Annotated in this window: 23 protein-coding genes and 1 pseudogene; 14 read left to right on the top strand and 10 right to left on the bottom strand. The window is 72.8% G+C overall.

The genetic code is table 11. From position 1 onward, the window contains the following. Nucleotides 1–1026 (top strand): hypothetical protein (locus AB1673_04715; GenBank protein MEW6153280.1); only part of this gene is annotated, 1026 nt, incomplete at its 5' end. A 100-nt stretch (nucleotides 1027–1126) separates the two neighbouring features. Here AB1673_04715 and AB1673_04710 read toward each other — a convergent pair. Continuing rightward, nucleotides 1127–1567 carry an Rrf2 family transcriptional regulator gene (locus tag AB1673_04710; protein MEW6153279.1) on the bottom strand — a complete coding sequence of 147 codons (441 nt, stop codon included), beginning with the start codon at nucleotides 1565–1567 and terminating at the stop codon, nucleotides 1127–1129. 93 nt (nucleotides 1568–1660) lie between these two features. On the opposite strand from AB1673_04710, the gene AB1673_04705 reads away from it, so the two are divergent. The 5 genes from AB1673_04705 (at nucleotide 1661) to AB1673_04685 (ending at nucleotide 7835) form a co-directional block, all read left to right on the top strand. Continuing rightward, entirely contained in the window at nucleotides 1661–2764 is a 1104-nt protein-coding gene (locus AB1673_04705) for an alkaline phosphatase family protein (GenBank protein MEW6153278.1), read from the top strand. Nucleotides 2765–2783: 19 nt separating this feature from the next. Continuing rightward, nucleotides 2784–3281: a proteasome activator gene (locus AB1673_04700; protein MEW6153277.1), complete on the top strand. Its 498-nt coding sequence runs from the start codon at nucleotides 2784–2786 to the stop codon at nucleotides 3279–3281. After that, nucleotides 3281–3469: a hypothetical protein gene (locus AB1673_04695; protein MEW6153276.1), complete on the top strand. Its 189-nt coding sequence runs from the start codon at nucleotides 3281–3283 to the stop codon at nucleotides 3467–3469. The genes AB1673_04700 and AB1673_04695 overlap by 1 nt, the downstream gene beginning before the upstream one ends. Before the next feature lie 100 nt (nucleotides 3470–3569). Beyond that, nucleotides 3570–7115 (top strand): DNA polymerase III subunit alpha, encoded by a 3546-nt coding sequence (gene dnaE / locus AB1673_04690; protein MEW6153275.1) that lies wholly within the window; start codon nucleotides 3570–3572, stop codon nucleotides 7113–7115. Nucleotides 7116–7148: 33 nt separating this feature from the next. Next, nucleotides 7149–7835: a hypothetical protein gene (locus AB1673_04685; protein MEW6153274.1), complete on the top strand. Its 687-nt coding sequence runs from the start codon at nucleotides 7149–7151 to the stop codon at nucleotides 7833–7835. Between the two features lie 31 nt (nucleotides 7836–7866). On the opposite strand, the gene AB1673_04680 is transcribed toward AB1673_04685, so the two are convergent. The 3 genes from AB1673_04680 to AB1673_04670 all read right to left on the bottom strand — a co-directional run bounded on the left by AB1673_04680 (nucleotide 7867) and on the right by AB1673_04670 (nucleotide 10168). After that, entirely contained in the window at nucleotides 7867–8622 is a 756-nt protein-coding gene (locus AB1673_04680; protein ID MEW6153273.1) for an ABC transporter permease, read from the bottom strand. Between the two features lies 1 nt (nucleotide 8623). Next, the gene (locus AB1673_04675; GenBank protein ID MEW6153272.1) at nucleotides 8624–9421 is read right to left on the bottom strand and encodes an ATP-binding cassette domain-containing protein; all 798 of its coding nucleotides are present in this window, start codon (nucleotides 9419–9421) and stop codon (nucleotides 8624–8626) included. Between the two features lie 84 nt (nucleotides 9422–9505). Continuing rightward, nucleotides 9506–10168 (bottom strand): hypothetical protein, encoded by a 663-nt coding sequence (locus AB1673_04670; protein ID MEW6153271.1) that lies wholly within the window; start codon nucleotides 10166–10168, stop codon nucleotides 9506–9508. A gap of 44 nt (nucleotides 10169–10212) precedes the next feature. Between AB1673_04670 and AB1673_04665 the strand changes: the two genes are divergently transcribed. Both AB1673_04665 and AB1673_04660 read left to right on the top strand, forming a co-directional pair. Further along, complete coding sequence (locus tag AB1673_04665) at nucleotides 10213–10791, top strand: nitroreductase family protein (GenBank protein MEW6153270.1); 579 nt, start codon at nucleotides 10213–10215, stop codon at nucleotides 10789–10791. 347 nt (nucleotides 10792–11138) lie between these two features. Further along, entirely contained in the window at nucleotides 11139–12269 is a 1131-nt protein-coding gene (locus tag AB1673_04660; GenBank protein ID MEW6153269.1) for a Fic family protein, read from the top strand. Between the two features lie 37 nt (nucleotides 12270–12306). Here the strand turns inward: AB1673_04660 and AB1673_04655 are convergent, their stop codons facing one another. Further along, a complete protein-coding gene (locus AB1673_04655) occupies nucleotides 12307–14274 on the bottom strand; it encodes a thioredoxin domain-containing protein (protein MEW6153268.1) in 1968 nt (655 codons plus the stop codon). Between the two features lie 23 nt (nucleotides 14275–14297). On the opposite strand from AB1673_04655, the gene AB1673_04650 reads away from it, so the two are divergent. After that, nucleotides 14298–14477: a hypothetical protein gene (locus AB1673_04650; protein ID MEW6153267.1), complete on the top strand. Its 180-nt coding sequence runs from the start codon at nucleotides 14298–14300 to the stop codon at nucleotides 14475–14477. A gap of 63 nt (nucleotides 14478–14540) precedes the next feature. On the opposite strand, the gene AB1673_04645 is transcribed toward AB1673_04650, so the two are convergent. Next, entirely contained in the window at nucleotides 14541–15407 is an 867-nt protein-coding gene (locus AB1673_04645) for a L,D-transpeptidase (GenBank protein ID MEW6153266.1), read from the bottom strand. An 80-nt stretch (nucleotides 15408–15487) separates the two neighbouring features. Between AB1673_04645 and AB1673_04640 the strand changes: the two genes are divergently transcribed. Both AB1673_04640 and AB1673_04635 read left to right on the top strand, forming a co-directional pair. After that, a complete protein-coding gene (locus AB1673_04640; protein ID MEW6153265.1) occupies nucleotides 15488–15763 on the top strand; it encodes a type II toxin-antitoxin system prevent-host-death family antitoxin in 276 nt (91 codons plus the stop codon). Continuing rightward, nucleotides 15763–16155 (top strand): type II toxin-antitoxin system VapC family toxin, encoded by a 393-nt coding sequence (locus AB1673_04635; GenBank protein MEW6153264.1) that lies wholly within the window; start codon nucleotides 15763–15765, stop codon nucleotides 16153–16155. Before AB1673_04640 ends, AB1673_04635 begins: the two co-directional genes overlap by 1 nt. Before the next feature lie 75 nt (nucleotides 16156–16230). On the opposite strand, the gene AB1673_04630 is transcribed toward AB1673_04635, so the two are convergent. Together AB1673_04630 and rlmN are read right to left on the bottom strand one after the other, a co-directional pair. Then, nucleotides 16231–16593: a hypothetical protein gene (locus AB1673_04630; protein MEW6153263.1), complete on the bottom strand. Its 363-nt coding sequence runs from the start codon at nucleotides 16591–16593 to the stop codon at nucleotides 16231–16233. 42 nt (nucleotides 16594–16635) lie between these two features. Continuing rightward, nucleotides 16636–17646, bottom strand: coding sequence for a 23S rRNA (adenine(2503)-C(2))-methyltransferase RlmN (gene rlmN, locus AB1673_04625; GenBank protein MEW6153262.1), 1011 nt, complete (start codon nucleotides 17644–17646; stop codon nucleotides 16636–16638). Between the two features lie 68 nt (nucleotides 17647–17714). Between rlmN and AB1673_04620 the strand changes: the two genes are divergently transcribed. Next, the gene (locus AB1673_04620) at nucleotides 17715–18449 is read left to right on the top strand and encodes a VIT1/CCC1 transporter family protein (protein ID MEW6153261.1); all 735 of its coding nucleotides are present in this window, start codon (nucleotides 17715–17717) and stop codon (nucleotides 18447–18449) included. Between the two features lie 78 nt (nucleotides 18450–18527). Here AB1673_04620 and mshD read toward each other — a convergent pair whose 3' ends face one another. Continuing rightward, nucleotides 18528–19469: a mycothiol synthase gene (gene mshD / locus AB1673_04615; GenBank protein MEW6153260.1), complete on the bottom strand. Its 942-nt coding sequence runs from the start codon at nucleotides 19467–19469 to the stop codon at nucleotides 18528–18530. Between the two features lie 68 nt (nucleotides 19470–19537). Between mshD and nth the strand changes: the two are divergent. Beyond that, a pseudogene (gene nth, locus AB1673_04610) lies at nucleotides 19538–20173 on the top strand (endonuclease III). Between the two features lie 187 nt (nucleotides 20174–20360). Here the strand turns inward: nth and AB1673_04605 are convergent. Beyond that, a complete protein-coding gene (locus AB1673_04605; GenBank protein ID MEW6153259.1) occupies nucleotides 20361–20570 on the bottom strand; it encodes a hypothetical protein in 210 nt (69 codons plus the stop codon). A gap of 84 nt (nucleotides 20571–20654) precedes the next feature. Here AB1673_04605 and hisD point away from each other — a divergent pair, with 84 nt between their 5' ends. Continuing rightward, nucleotides 20655–21941 (top strand): histidinol dehydrogenase, encoded by a 1287-nt coding sequence (gene hisD, locus AB1673_04600; protein ID MEW6153258.1) that lies wholly within the window; start codon nucleotides 20655–20657, stop codon nucleotides 21939–21941. Nucleotides 21942–22112: the final 171 nt, after the last annotated feature.

The raw sequence follows: 22112 nt of genomic DNA, 5'->3' as shown, positions 1-22112 counted from the left end.
TGGACGCCCGGTCCGGGCCCAGGACGCGACGGCGAGCCCGGCTGGCCCGGTGGACCCGGCTGGCCCGGCGAGCCCGGCGGGCCCGGCTGGCCAGGCGAGCCCGGCCGGCCCGGCGCCGGCCAGGCCCCGGCGGGTCGCTCGTCGGCCGGCCCGGGCGCCCGAACCGAGGACGGGCCGCGGTGGGAGCGCGGTCGTGACGGCGGCCCTCAGTGGTCGCAGCCGCCGGCCAGCGGTTACCGGCCGCTGGGCCCGGGTGTGGCCGCCGGCGGGGGCGGCGGCGACTGGTCGGGGGACGACGAGCGCGAGGCCCGGGCCGCCCGGCTGACGGCCGTGCTGGCCGCGGTCGCGGTGGCCGTCATGCTGGTCGGGCTGGTGGTGTTCTTCACGGTGCGAACCATCCGCCAGGACGGCCCCGAGCCCGTGGCCGAAGGGCCTCCCGTGACGACCGCCGAGGATGCCGCCCGGGTGGCCGGGGGTGTGGGCCCGCCCGCCGGCACCGACGTGGTGACCTACACCGCGTCGCGGAAGGAAGCCCTCGCTCAAGCCACCGGCGAGCGGGTGGCGGTGGTCTCGTTCGTCTCCTACAAGACCGAGGCCCAGGCCCGGGCCCTGGTGGGCGGGCGTGAGGTGCTGGGCCTGCTGGCCGCCGCCCCGGCCGGGGCCCCCGACTTCGTGACCGGGGGGCTCGCCGGCTGGGCCAACCGCCAGACGGCCGACGCCCGGGCCGAACGCGACGAGATCCAGCGCCTGATCCCGACGGCTGGCAACGACCCGGCGTTCCAGGCCTTCTACCGCTCGGAGGTCGAGCGCCTCAACAAGCTCATCGCCTCGGTGCGGGCCGACAGCGACCTCGTGTTCGCCGTCGTGGTCCGAGCACCGGTCCCCGGTTTGGCCGAGATGGCCGGTTCGCCCGAGGTCCGCCTGGTCGACATCGGCCCCGAGACACCCCTCGACCCGCCGGCCTACCGGGGCCTGCGCCCCGAGGAGGCGTCCAAGGCCAACGAACCCAACACCCGCCCCGAATAACCCCCCAACCCCTGCAAACCCGCGCGCAAACCGTGGGGAAAACGCCCACGTTTCCCGCGCAGGTTTCGCGGGTTTGAAGGGCCCGTGGGGGCGGCCGCCTCTAGGGAAGTGGGGCGGGGCGGGGGCCGCGGGCGCGCGAGACCATGTCGGCCAGGGTGTAGGAGTCGAGGTGCTGGCGCATGTGCTCGCTGACGTCGGACCACACGGCCAGCAGGGCGCACTGGCCCTCGTGGTCGCAGGCCCCGTTCTGGTGGGGCTCGCCGAAGTCGCCGGCCACGATGGGCCCGTCGACGGCGCTGACGATCTGGGCCAGGGTGATCTCGGCCGGGCCCCGGGCCAGCACGTACCCACCGCCCACACCCCGCTTGGAACGGACCAGCCCGGCACCCTTGAGGGCCAGCAGGATCTGCTCCAGGTAAGGCTGGGGCAGCCCGGTGCGCTCGGCGATGTCGCGCACGGACGTGGGCCGGGGGTCGTCGCCGTGCAGGGCCAGCGACAGCAGGGCGCGGCTTGCATAGTCGCCCCGTGTCGACACCTTCACGGGGACCATGTTAGCGGCGCCTCCTATTTGCGGGGCGGTACCCCCGGCCGCCGATCCAGTCCTGGGGACGGTCCGCGGTTAGCGTGGCCGGCGATGGCCGAGGGACCGGTCCTGCCCGATTACGGCGGAGCGTGCGTGGCCAACGTGGTCCCGGCCCTACTGGGCCGCCGCCACGACCTGCCGCCCTGGGCCCCGGCCCCGCTGGCCGGGGCCGCCCAGGCCGTGCTGCTGGTCGTCGACGGGCTGGGCTGGGAGCAGCTCCAGGAGCGGCGCCACCTGGCCCCCAACCTGTGCGCCATGGAGGGCGGGCCCATAACCACCGTCGTCCCCAGCACCACGGCCACCGCCCTCACGTCGCTGACCACGGGCCGGGCCCCGGCCCAGCACGGGATAGTGGGCTACCGCCTGCTGGCCGGCCCCGGCCAGGTGCTCAACGTCCTGCGCTGGACGACCCCCGAGGGCGACTGCCGGGTGTCGATCGCCCCCGAGCGGATGCAGCCCCTCGAACCGTTCCTGGGGGCCAAGCCGCCGGTGGTGACCAAGGCCGAGTTCGCCGGCACGGGTTTCACCCGTGCCCACCTGGCCGGGAGCGAACTGCGGGGGTGGCGCTACCCGTCCACCCTGGTGGCCCACGTGGCCGACCTGGTGAGGGACGGGCAGAACTTCGTGTACGCCTACTACCCGGGCCTGGACACGGTGGCCCACGAGCACGGGCTGGGCCACATCTACGAAGCCGAACTGGCGGCCGTCGACCGCCTGGTGGGTGACCTCCTGGCCGCCGTCGGTGCCGGGACGGTCGTGGCGGTGGTCTCCGACCACGGTCAGGTCGAGGTGGGGGAGCGGGTCGTGCCCGTGCACCCCGAGGTGTCGGCCCTGACGGCCAGCTTGTCGGGTGAGGGCCGGTTCCGGTGGTTCCACGCCTGGCCCGGCCAGGCCGACGCGTTGCGGGCCGCGGCCGCCCTCCACCACGGCGACCTGGCCTGGGCCGTGAGCCGGGCCGAGGTAGTGGCTGGTGGGTGGATGGGAGGGCCCCTGGCCCCCGACGTGGCCGCCCGCCTGGGCGACGTGGCCCTCGTGGCTCGTGCCCCGGTGGCCTTCGTCGACCCTGCCGACCGGGGCCCGTTCGAGCTCGTCTGCCGCCACGGCTCGCTGACCTCGGCCGAGATGTGGGTGCCGTTCGTGGCGGCACGGGCGTGAAACCGGGAAGGATGGGGGCATGAGCGACAGCCCCCCCGAGCCCGAACACCCGTTGCTGCTGGTCCCCGGCGGGGCCCCGCCCGAGGGCGAGGGAGGCTCGGAGGGGGCGGTCAGCTCGCCGGCCAAGGTGCTGCGTATCGGGGCCATGACCAAGCAACTGCTCGACGAGGTGCGCCGCGCCCCCCTCGACGAGGCCGGCCGGGGCCGGTTACGGGAGATCTACGAGACCTCGGTGCGGGAACTGGGCGCCGTCCTCTCCGGCGACCTGGGCGAGGAGCTGGCCCGCCTGACCTCGCCCTTCGACAGCGACACGCCCAGCGAGGCTGAGCTGCGGGTGGCCCAGGCCCAGCTCGTGGGGTGGTTGGAGGGGCTGTTCCACGGCATCCAGGCCACCCTGTTCACCCAGCAGATGGTGGCCCAGCAGCAGCTCGAGGAGATGCGCCGCCGGGGCCTGCCCCCCGGCCCTGCGCCCATGGGCCCCGACCAGCCCTCTCCCCGCCCGGGGACCTACCTGTAGTGCCCGGCCGGGTGCTCGGGGCGGCCCTGGTGGGCACGGTCGTGTTCGGCCTGCGGGACGTGTTCCGGCCCCGTGACCCGGTCCCGGTGGTCGTCGACTACCCGGGCGAACCCCCCGAACTGGGCCCGGTCACCGTGTTCTTCCACCCCGAGGTGCCCGAGGCCACCCTCGTACTCCTACAGGCGTAGCCGCGCCCTGGGCGGGCAACCCTCTGGACGGCCGGGGGATAAGCTGTGGGCGGGTTACACCCTTGTGATTCCCCCACGGCTTCCCCTAAAGTGGACTGGCGTGCCGGACAGCTTCGCTCACCTGCACGTGCACACCGAGTACTCGATGCTCGACGGGGCCAGCCGGGTCAGGGACCTGGTGGCCGCGGCCGTGGCCGACGGCCAGCGGGCCATCGGCATCACCGACCACGGCAACATGTACGGCGCCCTCGACTTCTACAAGGCGTGCCGCGACGCGGGCGTCAACCCGGTCATCGGCATCGAGGCCTACCAGGCGGCCGAGAGCCGCTTCGAGCGGCCGGTGCGCCGGGGCCGCATGGACGACGGGGGCGGCGAGGGGGCCGAGGGCGAGAAGCTCTACTACCACCTGTGCCTGCTGGCCGAGACCACCGAGGGTTACCGCAACCTCATCAAGCTGTCGTCGGCCGCCTACCTCGAGGGCTACTTCTACAAGCCCAGGGTCGACTGGGAGCTGCTGGAGCGCCACAGCCAGGGGGTGATCGCCACCACCGGCTGCCTGGGCGGGCTGGTCCTCCAGGCCCTGCTCAGGGGCGACGAGGCCGGCGCCCTGGCCCTGGCCGGCCGCTTCCAGGACATCTTCGGGCGCGACAACCTGTTCGTCGAGCTCCAGGACCACGGCCTGGCCAAGCAGCACCGCACCAACCCCCAGCTGGTCGACATCGCCCGCCGGCTGCGGGCCCCGCTGCTGGCCACCAACGACAGCCACTACACCCACCCTGAGGACCACGTGGCCCAGGACGCCCTGCTGTGCGTCCAGACGGGGGCGGCCATCGACGACCCCAAGCGCTTCCGGTTCGAGAGCGACCAGCACTGGCTGAAGTCGGCGGCCGAGATGCGCTCGCTGTTCGCCGAGGTGCCCGAGGCGTGCGACAACACCCTGTGGGTCGCCGAGCGGGCCAACGTCGAGATCGAGTTCGGGCGCACGGAGCTGCCCGTCTTCCCCCTGCCCGAGGGGTTCACCACCGACGACGGCTACCTGCGCCACCTCACCCTGGTCGGGGCCTACGAGCGCTACGGCGACCCCGTGCCCGCCGAGGTGGCACAGCGGCTCGACTACGAGCTCGGCGTGATCTCCGAGATGGGCCTGTCGGCCTACTTCATTGTGGTCTGGGACCTCATCCGCCACGCCCGTGAACGGGGCATCCGGGTGGGGCCGGGGCGGGGGTCGGCCGCCGGGTGCTGCGCGGCCTACTGCCTACGCATTGTCGACCTCGACCCCATCCGCTACGGCCTGCTGTTCGACGCCTTCCTGAACACCGGCCGGCGGGAGATGCCCGACATCGACATGGACTTCGACGAGCGTTACAGGGCGGAGATGATCCGCTATGCCTCCGAGAAGTACGGCGCCGACCACGTGGCCCAGATCGTCACCTTCTCGACGATCAAGGCCCGGGCGGCGGTGCGCGACGCCTCGCGCGTGCTGGGTTACCCCTACGCCGTGGGGGACAAGATCGCCAAGTTGATGCCCCCTCTGGTCATGGGCCGCGACACACCCCTGCACGCCTGCTTGGAGCTGACCCCGGGCTACGAGGACGGCTTCAAGGTGGCCACCGACCTGCGGGCGCTCTATGAGACCGACCCCGACGCCCGCAAGGTCGTCGACGTGGCCAAGGGCCTCGAAGGCCTGCGCCGCCAGGACGGCATCCACGCGGCGGCCGTGGTCATCACCCGGGACCCGCTGACCGAGTACCTGCCCATCCAGCGCAAGCCCGAGCCCGGCGGCGACCCCGCCAACGCGCCCGTGGTCACCCAGTACGAGATGCACGGCGTGGCCGCCCTCGGGTTGCTGAAGATGGACTTCCTGGGCCTGCGCAACCTCACGGTCATCGAGCGGGCCCTCGACCTCATCGAGCTGAGCACCGGGGTGAGGCCCGACATCGACAACGTCCCCCTCGACGACGGCAAGGTCTTCGCCATGCTCCAGGCGGGGGAGTCGATCGGGGTGTTCCAGCTCGAGGGCGGCCCCATGCGGGCCCTGATGCGGTCTCTGGCCCCGACCGCCTTCGAGGACATCGGCGCGCTCGTCGCCCTGTACCGCCCCGGCCCCATGGCGGCCAACATGCACAACGACTTCGCCGACCGCAAGAACGGCCGCCAGCAGGTCACCGGCCCCCACCCCGAGTTCTGCGAGGTGCTGGCCGACACCTACGGCCTGCTCATCTACCAGGAGGGCCTGCTCAAGGTGGCCGAGCGCTTCGCCGGCTACTCCGCCTACGAGGGGGACGTGCTCCGGAAGGCTTGCGGGAAGAAGGTCCGCTCGCTGATGGCCGCCGAGCGCGAGAAGTTCGTGGCCGCATGTGATGCCAACGGCTATGGGGCCGATCTAGGTAACAAGCTGTTCGACATCATCGAGCCATTTGCTGACTATGCGTTCCGCAAGTCCCACGCCTACTGCTATGGAATGGTCGCGTACCAGACTGCGTGGTTGAAGGCCAATTACCCCGTCGAGTACTTGGCGGCACTGCTGACCAGCGTCAAGGACGACAAGGACAAGACGGCCGTCTATCTGGCCGAGTGCCGCAACCGGCGGATCACGGTGGCCGTACCCGACGTGAACCGGTCGGCCTCGGAGTTCACGGCCCTCGACGGCACGATCCTGTTCGGCATGTCGGCGGTGCGTAACGTGGGCGAGGGCCTGGTAGGGCTGATCGTGGCCGAGCGGGAGGCCAACGGCCCGTTCGCCGACTTCTACGACTTCTGCTCGCGGGTCGACCCGATGGTGCTCAACAAGCGCTCCATCGAGTCGCTAATCAAAGCCGGCGGGTTCGACTCGCTGGGCCATCCCCGGGCCGGGCTGCTGCACGTCTTCGAGCGCATCATCGACTCCACCCTGGCCCGCCGCCGCGAGCAGGAGCAGGGCATCATGAGCCTGTTCGGCGACCTGGGCGGCTTCGGCGGCGGGGGGGCAGCCGGCGGGGGGGCGGCCGCCGCGGTGCACGACGAGCGGGTGGCCATCCCCGACACGGAGTTCGACGGCCCCCGCAAGCTGGCCTTCGAGAAGGAGATGCTGGGCCTCTACGTGAGCAGCCACCCCCTGCTGGGGGTGGCAGGCGCCCTGCGGCGGATGACCGAGGCCACCATCGCCGAGCTGCGGGAGTGCCGCGACGGGGAGTGCAAGTGGGTGGGCGGGGTGGTGACCGCGCTGACCGTCAAGTTCACCAAGCGGGGCGACCGCATGGCCGTGTTCACCCTCGAGGACCTCGACTCGGCCATCGAGGTCATGGTCTTCCCCCGGACGATGACCGAGTACGGCACGCTGCTGGCTGACGACGCCATCGTGGCCGTCAAGGGCCGTCTCGACCTCAAGGAGGAGCCGGCCAAGATCATCTGCCTGGAGGTCAAGCGCCCCGACCTCAGCGACGGTGACGACCCCCCGGTGCGGATCAAGCTCGCGGCAGGCTCACTAACAGATAGCGTGGTGGGCAGGTTGAAGGCCGTCCTCTTGGAGCACCCGGGGGGAACACCGGTCTTCCTTCATCTGGACAAGACAGTGCTCCGCCTACCGGACGAGCTCCGGGTGGACTCACGCAACGGGCTGTTCGCCGAGTTGCGCGTTCTGCTCGGACCGAATGGACTAGTGGTCTGAGGCGGGGCACTCTGGAGGTAGCAGAAGGCGACCATGGCCATCGACGTCGAGACCAAGGACACCACAGCGCTCAGCGACTCCGAGTTGTCGGACATGGCCGACGTCTCGACCGCCAGCGCGGCCGAGGACGGCCCAGATGCCAGCTCGGCCGTAGACGTGGGCACCCTCTCGAAGGTGCGCGACGACTGGGTGCTGGTCACCCAGGCGACCGACGGGACCAAGCTGGGGGGGTACGCGTTCTGCACGCTGGAGCGCATCGGGGGCACGCCGTGCGTGCTCATCGGCATGGCCGCCATCGCCCGGTCGGCCAAGCGAGAGGCCCTGCTCAAGGCCGTGATCGGCGACGAGCTGCGCCGGGCCGTGCTCGCCTTCCCCGACGAGGACGTGCTGGTGGCCACCCGCCTGGTCGGCCCCAGCGGCTACGCCGTGTTCACCGACCTCGAAGACGTCGTCCCCCGCCCGGGCCACAAGCCGACGGGCGAGGAGCGGGCCTGGGCGCGGCGCCTGGCCAAGCGCTTCGGGGCCGAGGGCAAGGTCAACGACCGCACGTTCGTCCTGGCCGGCCAGAGCGAGACCCCGGGCATCCTCGACTACGAGAACGGCTCACCGGGTGACGACTACGACGCCTTCTTCGAGGGCGTCGACCGGGCCCAGGGCGACACCCTGATCGTGTTCGGCTGGGCCATGGCCGAGCACCTCGCCCCCCTGGCCACCCGCTGACCCCCGCCGGGGACGGCGGTGCCGGCCCCGGTCAGTCGTAGTTGCGGATCGTCCTCACGCTGAGGGCGACCATGACGGCCCCGAGAACGGCCACCACCAGGTAGCCCCGCCCGATGCGCGTCCAGTTGAAGTCCTCCAGCACCAGCGAGCGCAGGCCCTCCATGATGTAGGTGACGGGGTTGAACGTGGCCGCCACCTCCATGGGCCTGGTCAGCAGCTCGCGGGGGACGAAGTTGGGGGTCAGGAACAGCAGGGGGAAGAAGATCAGCGACCCCGACTGGGTGGCGGCGGCGCTGCGGGTCTTGAGGGCGATGAGCTGCATGAACCCCGAGAACACCACCGCCCACCCGGCGGCCAGGGTCACCAGCAGCACGAAGCCGATGGGCCCGCTGGCCACCCTGATGCCGAAGGGAAGGGCGACCAGCACGATCAGGGCGGCGATGGCCATGCTCTTGAGCCCCTCGGCGATGAGGCGGCCGAGCACGATGGCCGACCGGGACACGGGGGCGGCCCGCAGCTTGTCGAAGTAGCCCCCTTCGATGTCCTCCACCAGGAACAGGGCGGCTCCCCCGAACGACGCGGCCAGCAAGATGGCGGCCGGGAGCTGGAAGGCGGCGTAGTTCTGCCCCTCGAGGAACGGGGTGCCGCCGGCCGGGAAGATCCGGGCCGCCTGGCCCACGTTGACGACCAGGAAGAACAGGGGGATGAACACCGTGGGCAGCACGGCGTCGGGCGAGCGCAGGGTCTCGCGCACGGCCCGCCCGGCCAGGGCCCGGAGCTGGTTCACCTCACTCCACCTCCTGGACCTGGCCGGCCACCCGCTCGCGGGTGCGGCCGGTGGCGTCGAGGAACACCTCGTCGAGGGTCGGGTCGGCGTCGAGGTTGCGGCGCCGGCGCAGGTCGGCCTTGAGCTCGGCAGGGGTGCCCTCGCGCACGATCAGGCCGTCGTCGATGATGGCCAGCCGGCTGCAGAGCTGGTCGGCCTCCTCGAGGTACTGGGTCGTGAGGAACACGGTCGTGCCCAGGGAGTTGATGCGCCGCACCTCGTCCCACACCGTGAGGCGGCTGGCGGGGTCGAGGCCGGTGGTGGGCTCGTCGAGGAACAGCACCTCGGGCTGGTGGACGAGGGCCGAGGCCAGGTCGAGGCGGCGCTTCATGCCCCCCGAGTAGCCCTTAACCCGCCGGTCGGCGGCGTCGACCAGCTCGACCAGCTCCAGCAGCTCGGCCGCCCGCTCGGCGGCCGCCGCCGGCGCCAGCCCGAACAGCCGGCCCTGGAGGACCAGGAGCTCGCGGCCGCTCTGGCGGTTGTCGAGGCCGGCCTCCTGCAGGGCCACACCGATGGCCCGGCGGGCGGCGTCGGGGTCGGCGGCCACGTCGATGCCCGCCACCCGGGCCGTGCCCGAGGTGATCGTCATCAGCGTGGTCAGCATGCGCACGGTGGTCGACTTGCCGGCGCCGTTGGGGCCCAGGAAGCCGAAGATCCCGCCTTGTTCGACCTGGAGGTCGACCCCCCGCACGGCGTCGACCGTGCCCGTCCGCCCCGTGAACCGCTTGACCAGTTGCTGTGCTTCCACCGCCCACGCCACAGGGCGACACTAACCAGGCACAAGCCCCGGCGGGATCAGGTAGCCCGCGCGCGGTCAGTTGCGGTCAGCGCCGGTTGGCTGCGGTCAGCGGCGGCCGGGGAGCAGGGCGGCCACGGCCTTGTGGCAGTAGCCGTCGATGGGCCTGGTCAGCATGACGAGCAGGCGGCGGGGCCGGTAACCCAGGAGCTGGGCCACGTCGGCCCGGGTGGGGCGCGACAGGTCGTTGGACTCCAGGGCGGCCACGCCCCGGTAATCGGTGAGCAGCAGGTCGTGGTCGACGCCCTGCCAGGAGAAGTGGCACTCGGGCCCGAACTGGCCCCAGAACAGCTTGGCGTCGTTCCGCAGGGACACGACGGTCACCGACGGGCGGTCGCCCTCGAGGGTCCAGTAAGGCACGGCGTTGGCCGCCAGGCCGAGCAGGGGGAGCTGGGGCGGGTGGTGGAGGCGGGCCAGCAGGCGCTCGGCCCGGCGGGGGGAGAACGACCCCACCAGCTCGGGCGGGTCGCACAGCTCGATGGCCTCGGGGCGGCCGGCGTCGAACGGCTCGACGGCCCCGGCGATCTCGCCGGCCATGACCTCGAAGGGCTCGGGCACGTCGGCCGCCGGAGGGTGGCTGGCCCGCACCAGCGCCCCCGAGCCGAGGTCTACACCCACCGACTCGTCCCCGTCGGAGGCCAGGACCACCATCCGCAACCGGGCACCGGCGACGACGACCTGGTAGGCCATCGTGGGGGTCGCGCTACGCATGGGTAAATCGTGCCTGAACCGACGCTGCATATGGTGGATACCCCATGGACCTTGAACTGGTGGTGTCCCGGCGGCGAATGGTGCGCAACTTCCAGCCCACCCCCCTGCGCCCGGCGGACGTCGACCGGCTGGTCGGGACGGCCCTGCGGGGACCGTCGGCCGGGTTCACCCAAGGCCTCGACCTGCTCGTCCTCGAGGGCCCCGCCCAGACGGGCCGCTACTGGGACGCCACCCTGCCCGAGCCCCGCCGGGCCGGATTTGCGTGGCCGGGGCTGCTGCACGCACCCCTTCTGATCGTGTTCTTCGCCCACCCACAGGCCTATGCCGAGCGCTACGCCGAGCCCGACAAGGGCCAGGGCGCGCCGTTCCCGGTGCCGTGGTGGCACGTCGACGCCGCCTTCGGGGCCATGCTCGTCCTGCTGGCGGCCGTCGACCTGGGCCTCGGCGCCCTGTTCTTCCGCACCCACCGCCCGCCCGCCGTCCGGGCCGAGTTCGGCGTGCCCACCGGCTACGAGCCCACCGGGACGGTGGCCGTCGGCCACCCCGCCCCCGGCCGCCCCTCGTCCTCCCAGTCCCGCCCCCGCCGCCCCCTGACCGACGCCACCCACCACGGCCACTGGTGAGACGCGGGTTCGTGGTGGCGCGGAGTCGCAAACAACGTGTCCTCGCAACCGCCAGTTCTGGCCGGGACCGCAAGGCATGTCTGCCGGCCAACGCCCTCTTCCCGCCGATGTACTTCAACCCCGGGGGCCCCAGGGGGCCGGCGCCCAGTGACCACCGTCGCGTCAACGCCCCCGAGTGCCCAGTGCTGCGCCTTTGTACGCGACCCTCGCGGTCTCGGGGCTTTGCGTACCGGGCGACGTAACCGTCGGCACGGTTGAACTCATCTCGGCGAATCCGGGGAGCGCTAGTCGAATTGAAGAGTTAACCTGCTAACGTTGCTTAACGCGACTGGTTAGGAAGAGTTGCCGTGGCGAAGGGGACGACGGTGGCGACGACGGGGCAGGGGCGGCGGGTCGAGGCCTTCGTCCCGGCGCCGATGCCGCGAGCGGTTGACCTTCCCGAACGTGTCGTGCGGGCGACCGAGCGGGCGATGGCGTCACTAAGGCGGGCCGACGATCGCCTTACCCGCGGCTTCGAGCCGTTGGCCCGGCTGCTGTTGCGGGCCGAGGGTGTGGCTTCCTCCCACATCGAAGGGGTGCGGGCGCCGGCAGTGCTCGTCGCCGTGGCCGAGGTGGACCCAGGTGCAGCCGACTCCACTTCGGCATGGGTCGCCGACAACCTGGCCGTCGTAGACGCCTCGCTCGCGCACGCACGTTCCGGCACAGCGCTGACCGCCGACGAACTGCACCGCTGGCACCGCCGGCTCATGAGCCATGGTGCACTGTCCGAGGAGCTTGTGGGCCAGTTCCGGCGGGTGCAGAACTGGGTGGGCGGCGCCACCCCTCGCGACGCGGCCTACGTGCCCCCACCGGCGGACCAGGTCGGTCGGCTGATGCGCGACCTCGTGCGGTCGGTCAACACCAGCAAGCTCGACCCGGTCACGCTGGCGGCGGTGGTCCACGCCCAGTTCGAGGCTATTCACCCCTATGGCGATGGCAACGGGCGGCTGGGCCGCGTTCTGATCGGCTGGGTGCTCGCTCGCCGCGCCGGTATCGCAGTGCCCCCCCCGGTCAGCGTGTTCATTGCCCGCGATACCGGTCGCTACCTCTCAGGTCTGACCCGGTGGCGCCAGGGCGATGTCGCGGGTTGGGTCGGTTGGGTGGCCGACGCGATCAGCCGTTCGGCCGACCAGGTCGGCGAGCTGGTGGCCACGGCCGAGGAGGTGCGCGGGCGCTGGCACAGCCTGCTCGTGGGGGTCCGGGCCGACGCGGCCGCCCGACGGCTTGTCGATCTGATCCCTGAACACCTGGTCGTGACCGCACCGATGGTCGCCGATCTGCTCGGGGTGTCCCCGCCGACTGGGCGGGCGGCCGTCGAGGCCTTGGCGACGAGGGGCATCCTGGTGCCCCTCGAGGTTCGAGCCACCAGGCCAGGGCGACCTCCGCAGTGGTGGATGGCAGCCGATCCCATCGCCGCCGTCGGCCGCTCCGGTTGGTAACGGCGTCACGGTTGATCGGCGATCTCGTCCGCCGCCGTCAGCCGGCGGTGGCTGCCTCGAGTTGGGAGACCAACTCGCCGACGTCGGAGGCGGGGCGGCCGCAGGCGTAGTTGCGGCAGACGTAGGCCAGGCCGGGTTGGCGGGACTCGAACAGGGGCGAGGGGTAGGGCTCGCCCCAGGCCAGGACGGCGTTGGGCAGGTAGCGGGCGTGCACGGCGGCCACCAGGTCGGAGCGGTCGCCGACCACGGCCACCTCGGTGAGCGGCCCGTTGAGCAGGGCCACGGCCCCGAGCAGGTGGGTGAAGGCGGTGGGGTGGCGTTCGAGGGGCCCGGCCACCAGGCGGACGATGGCCTCGGCCCGCTGGCGGTAGCCGTCCTCGCCGGTCAGGGCCCCCAGGCGGGCCAGGGCCACGGCCGCCGACCCGTTGGCCGACGGGACGACGTTGTCGAGCACGTCCTTGGCCCGGGTGATGAGCCGTTCGCCGTCGGAACCGGTGGTGAACAGCCCGCCCGCCTCGGGGTCCCAGAACAGCTCGACCATGGCGTCGGCCGTGGCCCGGGCCTCGTCCACCCAGCGCGCCTCCCCGGTGGCCTCGGCCAGGCGGGTGAAGGCGTCGACCAGGGCGGCGTAGTCGGCCGCGTAAGCCAGCAGGTGATCGGAGGCCCGGCCTCCCTGCCACGAACGCAGCCAGCGCCCGTCGGGCCGGCGCAGGTTGGCCAGCAGGAAGTCGGCGGCCGTGCGGGCGTCGGCCAGCCAGTCGGCCCGCCCGGTGGCGGCCGCGGCCTCGGCCAGGGCGGCCACCATCAGACCGTTCCACTGGGTCAGGACCTTGTCGTCGAGGCCCGGGCGCACCCGCCGGGAGCGGATCTCGAGCAGGCCCTGGCGGGCGGCCTCGACCTCGGGCGGCCGGCTGAGGTCACCCCGCACCGGCCGCCACAGGATGTTGGCCCCCTCGAAGTTGCCCCCGGCCGAGACCCCCCACCACGAGCGGGCCTCGGGCGGCACCTCGTGCTCGGCCCACACGTAGAACTTGCCCTCGACGCCCTCGGAGTCGGCGTCCTCGGAGCTGTAGAACCCTCCGTCGGGGTGGCGCAGGTCGCGCCGCACGTAGTCGATCGTCTCGGACGCCACCCCCAGCCAGCGGTCGTGGCCGGTGGCCAGCCAGGCGTGGGTGTAGAGCCGGGCCAGCCCGGCCTGGTCGTAGAGCATCTTCTCGAAGTGGGGCACGAGCCACTGGCGGTCGACCGAGTAACGGTGGAACCCCCCGCCCACGTGGTCGTAGACACCGCCCGAGGCCATGGCGTCGAGCGAGTTGGCCACCACCGCCATGGCCGGCTCGCCGCCCACCCGTAGCAGTAGCTCGTAGAGGTCGGGCTGGGGGAACTTGGGCCCCTGGCGGCCGAACCCGCCCCACTCGGGGTCGTGGCGCTCGACCAGCTGGTTGGCGCCCGAGGCCAGCAGCTCGGTCCCGGGCAGGCCGGTGGCGTCGGCCGCGGGGACCAGTTCGGCCGCGCTCTCGAGCATCCCGGTCAGCTTGCCGGCCGCGCCCTCGATCTCGTCGCGCCGTTCCCTCCAGGCCGAGGCCAGGTTCTCGCACACCTGCACGAAGGGCGCCATGCCCGGCCGGGCCGTCTTGGGGAAGTACGTCCCTCCGTAGAACGGCCGGCCGTCGGGGGTCAGCCACACGGTCATGGGCCAGCCCCCGTGGCCCGACATGGCTTGTACGGCCTCCATGTAGAGGGCGTCGACGTCGGGGCGTTCTTCGCGGTCGACCTTCACGTTGACGAACAGGCGGTTCAAGACCTCGGCCGTCGCCGGGTCCTCGAAGGACTCGTGGGCCATCACGTGGCACCAGTGGCACGCCGCGTAACCGACCGACAGCAGGACGGGCACGTCGCGGCGGCGGGCCTCGGCGAAGGCCTCCTCACCCCACGGGTACCAGTCCACCGGGTTGTCCTGGTGCTGGCGGAGGTAGGGACTGGTCTCGGACGCGAGCCGGTTCATGGCTGCGAGCCTACGGTCGTGGGGTGCCCCCCCTCGTCCGTGACGTTCTCGAGGTGGCCATGGTCGTGGCCCTGGGGGGCATGCTGTGGTCGGCTGTCGACCGGCTGCGCAAGGGCCGGCTGCCGGTCACCCGCTGCGGCCAGTGCGGCCGCCCGTCCTCCCGGGCCTACGAACGCTGCCCCCGCTGCGGCGCCCCCCGCTGACCGCCATCGTGCAACAAGGTGCCCGTGCGTCGTGCCGGGGCTCAGGTGGCCAGGCGGCCCCCGTCAGGTGATGGTGACGGGGGTGCCGATGGTGACGATGCCGGCCAGGGCGGTGATGTCGGGGTTGGTCATGCGCACGCAGCCGTTGCTGGCCGGCGTGCCGATGAGAGCCGGGTCGTTGGTGCCGTGGATGGCGATCTGGCCCACGCCTCCGCCGAAGCTGGAGTAGACCTCCGAGAAGCCCGACACGCTCACCTGGAAGGCGCCGTAGGGGCCCCACGGGTCGTTGATCTTGACGATCCCGTCGACGAAGAAGTGGCCCAGGGGGGTCGGGGTGGCGCCCTTCCCGGGGGCCACCGAGGCCTCCAGCACGAGGCGGCTGCCCTCGTAGGCCCGCAGGGTGGCGTTGTGGGTGTCGACCTCGACCCTGCTGGTGACCTCCCGGGTGGTGACCTCGCCGGCCCTCACCCAGGCCGTGGCCCCGTTGGGGCGCATGGAGACCTGCACCCGCAGCCAGTCCTGGTAGCGGTCGTGGACGATGAACACGGCCGGCAGCCCCTCCCACGTGGGGTTGTCGAACCAGCCGTCGGGCTCGTCCTGGCCGGGCTCGCTGTAGAGGCCGACCCGCGAGCCGACGGCGTCGGCCACCAGCGTGGGGGTGCGGGCCGCAGGCGCGAAGCCCACCCGCAACGTGCGGCCCGGGGCACCGGCCACGTCCGCCGTCGGGCCGGGGTCGGGGGGCCCGGGGTCGGGGGGGACGGTCGTGGCCGGGGCGAAGGTGATCGTGGGCGACGTCCCCGCCGCGCCCGAGGGGCGGGCCCCGCCGGCGATGTCGTCGGTTGACAGGGCGCGGGGCCAACTGACCCCGGCCACGGCGGCCACCCCCACCGCCGCGACGACAACGGCGAGCTTCTGTCCCCGCCTCAGCACGGCCCCAGCGTACCCCCGGGATCACCCGGGCCTGCCCTCGGCCGTGCCCCAGGTCCGTCCAATGTGCTACAAGTAGCCTTGTGACATCGGTCGGTGTACGGGCGTTGCGGCAGCGGGCGAGCGAGCTACTCCGCCTCGTCGAGCAAGGCGAGACAGTCGAGATCACCGATCGAGGTCGGCCGGTGGCCCTCCTCACACCGCTCCCGGAAGGCAGCCCCCTGGAGCGGCTGCGAGCCGCAGGTGAGATTGAGCCCGCCACCGCGGACCAGGACGACTTGCCGGCGTTGTTCGAGCTCGGGCCCGAGACCGAGCCGGCGTCGTCCGCGCTGCAACGCCTCCGGCGCGACGAGCGCTGATGGGGGCGGTGTACCTGGATTCGTCGGCCCTGGTAAAGCTGGCTGTACGAGAGCCCGAGTCCGATGCCCTCCGGAGGCACCTGCGGAGCCGGAGGCCATGGGTGACGAGCGCCATCGCTCGGACCGAAGTCCTACGCGCCCTGCTCCCGGGGGGCGAGGCGGCAGTCGCGGCCGGCCGCGCCATCCTCGCTCGGTGTGACCTGCTGCGGGTGAACGACCGGGTCCTGGCCCTCGCCGGGACCATGCAGCCACCCGAGCTCCGGTCTCTCGATGCCATCCACCTGGCGACGGCCGAGCGCCTGGGCGACGACATCAGCGAGCTCGTCGTGTACGACTGGCGCCTGGCCGCGGCCGCCCAACAGCTGGGGTACCAGGTGTCGTCGCCGTCTTAGGAGGCTGGTGTCCTTCGCGTTCGGCGCTGCGCGCCTGGGGAGGGTTGGACACCACCCTCCTAGTGCCTCAGGCGGCTACTTGAACCAGTTGCGCTGGTAGTCGCGGCTCTGGGGGTGCAGGAGCAGGGCGACGAGGGCTATGTCGAACATGAGGGCCAGGATGTTGGAGCTCAGCGGGTTGTTGAGGAACCACCAGTTGATGGCGAAGGGGGCGAAGGCCATCACGATGCCGAGCCCGTAGCCCCACTTCTTCTCGTTGGCGATCCCGTTGCCGGCCGCGGCGGCGCCCACGACCAGGGCAGTGCGCAGGAGCAGGAAGTTGCTGCTGTTGCTCAAGAGGCTGATGAAAGAGAACACGGCGTTGAGGTACAGCAGGAAGACGGCGATCTGCAGGGTCTGCGGCTGCGCCGGGTTGAAGAAGCGGCGTCGGCTTTCCATAGGGGTCGCAGTCTTGCAGCCCGGCCGGGGCGGCGTGCGGTTCTAGCCCGGGCGGGCGGCCAGTTGGCCGCAGGCGGCGTCGATCGAGGTCCCCCGGTTGCGGCGAACGGTGGCGTTGACCCCGGCGGCCCGCAGCCGGTCCCGGAAGGCGGCCACCCCGGCCGCGGGCGTGCCCCGGGCCGCGTAGCCCGGGGTCGGGTTGAGCGGGATCAGGTTCACGTGGGCGGCCAGGGGAAGGGCCAGGGCGGCCAGTTCCCGGGAGTCGGTCGGGCGGTCGTTGACCCCGTCGATCAGTGCCCACTCGAACGACAGGCGCCGGCCCTTGGCCCCCTGGTAGGCCCGGCAGGCGGCCATGAGGCGGGCCAGCGGGTAGCGGCGGTTGAGGGGGACGAGCTCGTCGCGCAAGGCGTCGTTGGCCGCGTGCAGCGAGACCGCCAGGTTGACGGGCAGGGCCTCGGTGGCCAGCCGGTGGATGCCGGGCACCACCCCCACGGTCGAGATCGTGATGTGGCGGGCCGAGAGGCCGAGGTCGCCGTGGAGGCGCTCGACGGCGGCCCATACCGCCTCGTAGTTGGCCATGGGCTCGCCCATGCCCATGAACACCACGTTGCCCACCCGGGTGGGGCTGGCCCGCCGGGCCCGCACGACCTGCTCGACGATCTCGCCGGTGCTCAGGTGGCGGGTGAAGCCGGCCTGGCCGGTGGCGCAGAACGAGCACGCCATGGCGCACCCGGCCTGGCTCGAAACGCACACCGTGGCCCGGTCGGGGTAGCGCATGAGCACGGTCTCCACCGCCGAACCGTCGCCCAGCCGCCACAGCCACTTGACGGTGCCGCCCCGGTCGCTCACCGACTCGCGGGCCAGCTCGAGCGAGGGCGCCAGGAGGGGCGCCAGGCGGGCCCGCAGGGGGGCCGGCAGGTCGGTCATCTCCTCGGGCTCGCGGCCCTGGTGGAGCGAGCGCCACACCTGGCGGGCGCGGTAGGCGGGCTCGCCGGCCAGCAGCCCGGTGAGGTCGTCGGGGCTCAGGTCGAAGCGGCCGGCACCGGGCTCCATGGCGCCATACTGCCCCGCGGCCGGTCCCTGGGTGGAACGTCCCAGGCCCGGAGTAGGTTGAAGCGGCCATGGACGACGGTGACAGTTCCCACCCGCCCCTGCCCCCGCTGCCCGAACCCCACCACCGCAACATCCAGGGGGGTTCGGCTCGCGCCGCGGTGTTCGGCGTCAGCGACGGGCTGGTCTCCAACGTGGCCCTGATCCTGGGGGTGGCGGGCGCCTCGCCCGGGCCGGGTGTCGTCCGCCTGGCGGGCGTGGCCGGGCTGATCAGCGGGGCCATCTCCATGGCCGCCGGCGAGTGGGTGTCGATGACGGCCCAGAGCGAGCTGCTCGAGCGCGAGCTGGAGATGGAGGCCATCGAGCTGCGCCGCCGCCCCGAGCACGAACGCCAGGAGCTGGTGCAGATCTACCGCTCCCGGGGCATCGAGCCCGATACGGCCGAGCAGCTGGCCACCGAGATGATGCGCAACCCCGAGCTGGCCCTGGAGACCCACGCCCGCGAGGAGCTGGGCATCGACCCCAAGGAGCTGGGTTCCCCGGTGGGGGCGGCCGTCTCGTCCTTCCTGGCGTTCGCCCTGGGGGCCATCGTGCCCCTCATACCCTGGTTCTTCACCACCGGGGCGACCGCCATCGCCATGTCGATGGTCTTCGCCGGCCTGGCCGCCCTGGCCGTGGGCACCGCCCTGGCCCGGTTCACGGGCCGCTCGGTGGCCCGCTCGGCCGTCCGCCAGCTCCTGCTGGCCGCCCTCCCGGCGGCCCTCACCTTCGCCGTCGGTTCAGCCATCGGAGTAGGCATCTCCTGAGCTGCCCCGTGGGCTCTCCGACCAGTGCCTCCACGGTCCGTTGGTCCTTATGAGGCACTGGGGTGACGGACCGAGGCGTCAGGTGGGGGAGGGCGGGGCCGGGGCGACGTCGCCCACGTAGGCCTGGTCGAGGTGGTCGACGGTGAAGCCCAGGGACTCGTAGAGGCGCACGGCCGGGGCGTTGTCGCGGTCGACGTAGAGCATGGCGACCTCTATCCCGGTGCGCCAGAGCCAGTCGAGGCCGGCCAGGACGAGACGGCGGCCCAGGCCCTGGCCCTGGAAGTCGGGGTCGGTGGCTACCACGTAGATCTCACCCAGGGGCGGGTCGTGGTCGTGGTGGACCTTGGTCCAGCAGAAGCCGGCCAGGCGGCCGTTGCGTTCGTGCAGCAGGAAGCCGGCGGGGTCGAACCAGTCCTGGGCCTGGCGGTCGGCCAGGGTCTGGAGGTCCCAGCCGCCCTGCTCGTGGTGGTTGCGGAAGGCCCGGTTGTTCACGGCCAGCCACGCCTCTTCGTCGTGGCCCGGCATGAACGGGCGCACGACCAGGCCGGGGCCCTGGCCTTGGCCTTCGACAGGGAGCGGGCGGCGCATCTGCAGGAGCTGGCGCCCCCGGCGCAGACCCGCGGCCTCGGCGATCCGGTCGTGGAGGGGGGTGGGCTTGGGCACCCACATGTGGACGTGGCCGCCCCCCTCGGCGGCCACCACGCCCAGGGCGGCCTCGACCAGGTGGAGGCCGATCTCGGGGTCGGTGTCGCGGTGGTGAGGGTCGACCACGAACTCCAGGGCCCACGACCCCCCCGGCCGGTGGCCGCGGCTGAGCTGGGCGTAACCCACGGGGTGGTCGTGCCCCGGCTCCCAGGCCACCAGCCCGGCGAAGCCCTGGCGCCCACCCTGGGCCAGGTCGAGCCACTGGTGCTCGTCGAGGGGGTGATGGTGGTCGACCTCGGTCGCCACCTCGAGCAGGCTGGTGACGGCATCGATGTCGGCCCGCCCCATATGGCGCTTGATCTCCAGGCGGGCCACGGGACCGGACCCTAACCGCCAGGGCCCGCCCGCCCGCCCGGTGCCGGCCCGCGGGTACGGTCCTGGCCGTGCCCAGGCCCAGGACGCCCAGGGGCCGGGCGGCCGAGACGCTGGCCCGGCTGGCCGAGGAGTACCCCGGGGACGAGCGCGACCTGTGCGCCCTGGTCCACGACAACCCCTTCCAACTGCTGGCGGCCACCATCCTGTCGGCCCAGACGACCGACGAACGGGTCAACCAGGTGACCCCCGCCCTGTTCGCGGCCTACCCGACCCCCGCCGACCTGGCCGCCGCCGCCCCGGCCGACGTCGAGGCCATCGTCAACCCCACGGGTTTCTTCCGGGCCAAGACCCGCAGCCTGATCGGGATGGCCACGGCCCTGGAGGAGCGCTTCGGGGGTGAGGTGCCCACGGCCATGGAAGACCTGGTCACGTTGCCCGGGGTGGGGCGCAAGACGGCCAACGTGGTGCGCAGCGTGGGCTTCGGCCTGCCCGGGCTGCCGGTCGACACCCACGTGGGCCGGCTGGCCCGGCGCCTGGGCCTGACCACCCAGACCGACCCGGTCAAGGTGGAGGCCGACCTCAACGCCCTGGTCCCGGCCCGGGAGCGGGGGCGGCTCAGCCTGCGGCTCATCCTGCACGGCCGGCGGGTGTGCCAGTCGAGGCGCCCGGACTGCGGATCTTGCCTCCTGGCAGATTTCTGCCCGTTCAATTCGATGGAACAGATCAGGAAGCGGTAACGTTAGGACACACGGGATCCAGGTTCCCGCCACCTGATCCCCGTAGGCGGTCTTCGGGTTCCGCCGCCCGGGTCCGCCCGCTGACGGCGCCCTTCGGGGCGCCGTCAGTCGCGTCTACGCCCGGACTGAGCCGCCTGCTGGGCCGCCGGCCGGGTCAGCTCGAGCGCCGGAGCCGCTCGCCCACCCGGTGCAGGCGGCGGCGGGCCTCGCCCAGGGAGCGCTCGACCTCGAACAGGTCGGTGACCAGCCAGTCGAGCTCGCCGCCGTCGGACTGCTCGGCGATGCGGGTGACCCGGGCGGCCAGCTCGTCGAGAGCCGTGGTGATCGACGACAGCTCGGCCCGGGGGTTCGCGGTGGGTGCCATGGGCCGGTTCTAGTGCCTCCACCAGCCGCCTGAGGACGGCGAAACCCCTCCGGGGTGCGGCGGGGCCGCCTGTACGATCGTCTGGTGCTCACCCGCCTCGACCTGCGCGGCCGTTCCGGCCGGGCCCTCACGAGCGGGCTGCCCCGGCCCGATGCCGGCGGGTCGGCCCCGATCGAGGCCGTGCGGGAGGTGCTGGCCGGTGTCCGAGCGCGCGGTGACGCCGCCGTGCGGGAGTACACCGAGCGCTTCGACCGCGTGGCCATCGGCGACCTGGTGGTCCCCCCCGGGGAGCTGAAGCAGGCCCTCGACGACCTGCCCGCGCTCCTACGCACCGCCCTGGAGGAGGCCCGGGACGCCATCGAGGCCTACCACCGGGCCCAGTTGCGCCCCGAGAGCTCCCACGAGCGCAACGGCGTGGTCGTACGCGAGCTCTACCGTCCCGTCGACCGGGCGGGCTGCTACGTGCCCGGGGGCCGGGCGCGCTACCCCTCGACCGTGCTGATGACGGCCGTGCCCGCCCGGGTGGCAGGTGTGCCCGAGGTCGCCCTGTGCGTGCCCCCCGGGCCCGACGGCCGGGTGCCGGGCGTCACCCTGGCGGCCGCCGCCCTGGCCGGGGTCGACGAGGTCTACCGGGTGGGCGGGGCCCAGGCGGTGGCGGCCATGGCCTACGGCACCGAGACCGTGCGCCCCGTCGACGTCATCGTGGGGCCGGGCAACGTCTATGTGGCCCTGGCCAAGCGGGAGGTGGCCGGCGAGGGGCTGGTGTCGGTGCCCGCCGGGTTCGCGGGGCCGTCCGAGGTGGTGGTGGTGGCCGACGGCACGACGCCCGTCGACTTCGCCGCCATCGACGTGATCGTGCAGGCCGAGCACGGCCCCGACGGGCTGGCCTGGCTGGTGACCTGGTCGGAGGAGGTGGCCGACGCCGTGACCGCGGCCGTGGCCCGCCTGGTGGCCGAGGCCCCCCGGCGCTCGGACATCGAGGCCACGCTGGCGGCCGGCGGTTACGCCGTGGTGGTAGACGGTCCGGAGCAGGCCATGGCCGTGTCCAACGCCATCGCCCCCGAGCACCTCCAGATCATGTGCGAGGGGGCCGAGGACCTTCTGGGGCTGGTCCGCCACGCCGGGGCGGTGTTCTGCGGGCCGTGGGCGCCGGCCGCGGTGGGCGACTACCTGGCCGGCCCCAGCCACGTGCTGCCCACCTACGGGTCGGCCCGGTTCGCCGGGGGCCTGCGGGTCGACGACTTCTGCAAGGCGGTGCACGCCGTCACCCTCGACCAGGCCGCCCTGGCCCGCGTCGGTCCCCACGTGGCCGCCATCGCCGAGGCCGAGGGCCTGGCCGCCCACGCCCTCGCCGTGCGCCTGCGGCAATGACCGGCCCGGGAGGCCGGTCCAATCAGCAATCACTGGGCGACCACCGTCAGATGGTGGGCCCAGTGACCGGCCCGGGAGGCCGGTCCAATCAGCAATCACTGGGCGACCACCGTCAGATGGTTGACCAGTGATGACCAGCCGGCTCCCGCCCGTGCGCGACGACCTGGCCGA

Source organism: Actinomycetota bacterium (genome assembly GCA_040754375.1).
Lineage (GTDB): Bacteria > Actinomycetota > Acidimicrobiia > Acidimicrobiales > AC-14 > JBFMCT01.
The sequence above is the reverse complement of the archived record's forward strand: the minus strand, read 5'-3'. Positions and strand labels throughout refer to the sequence as shown.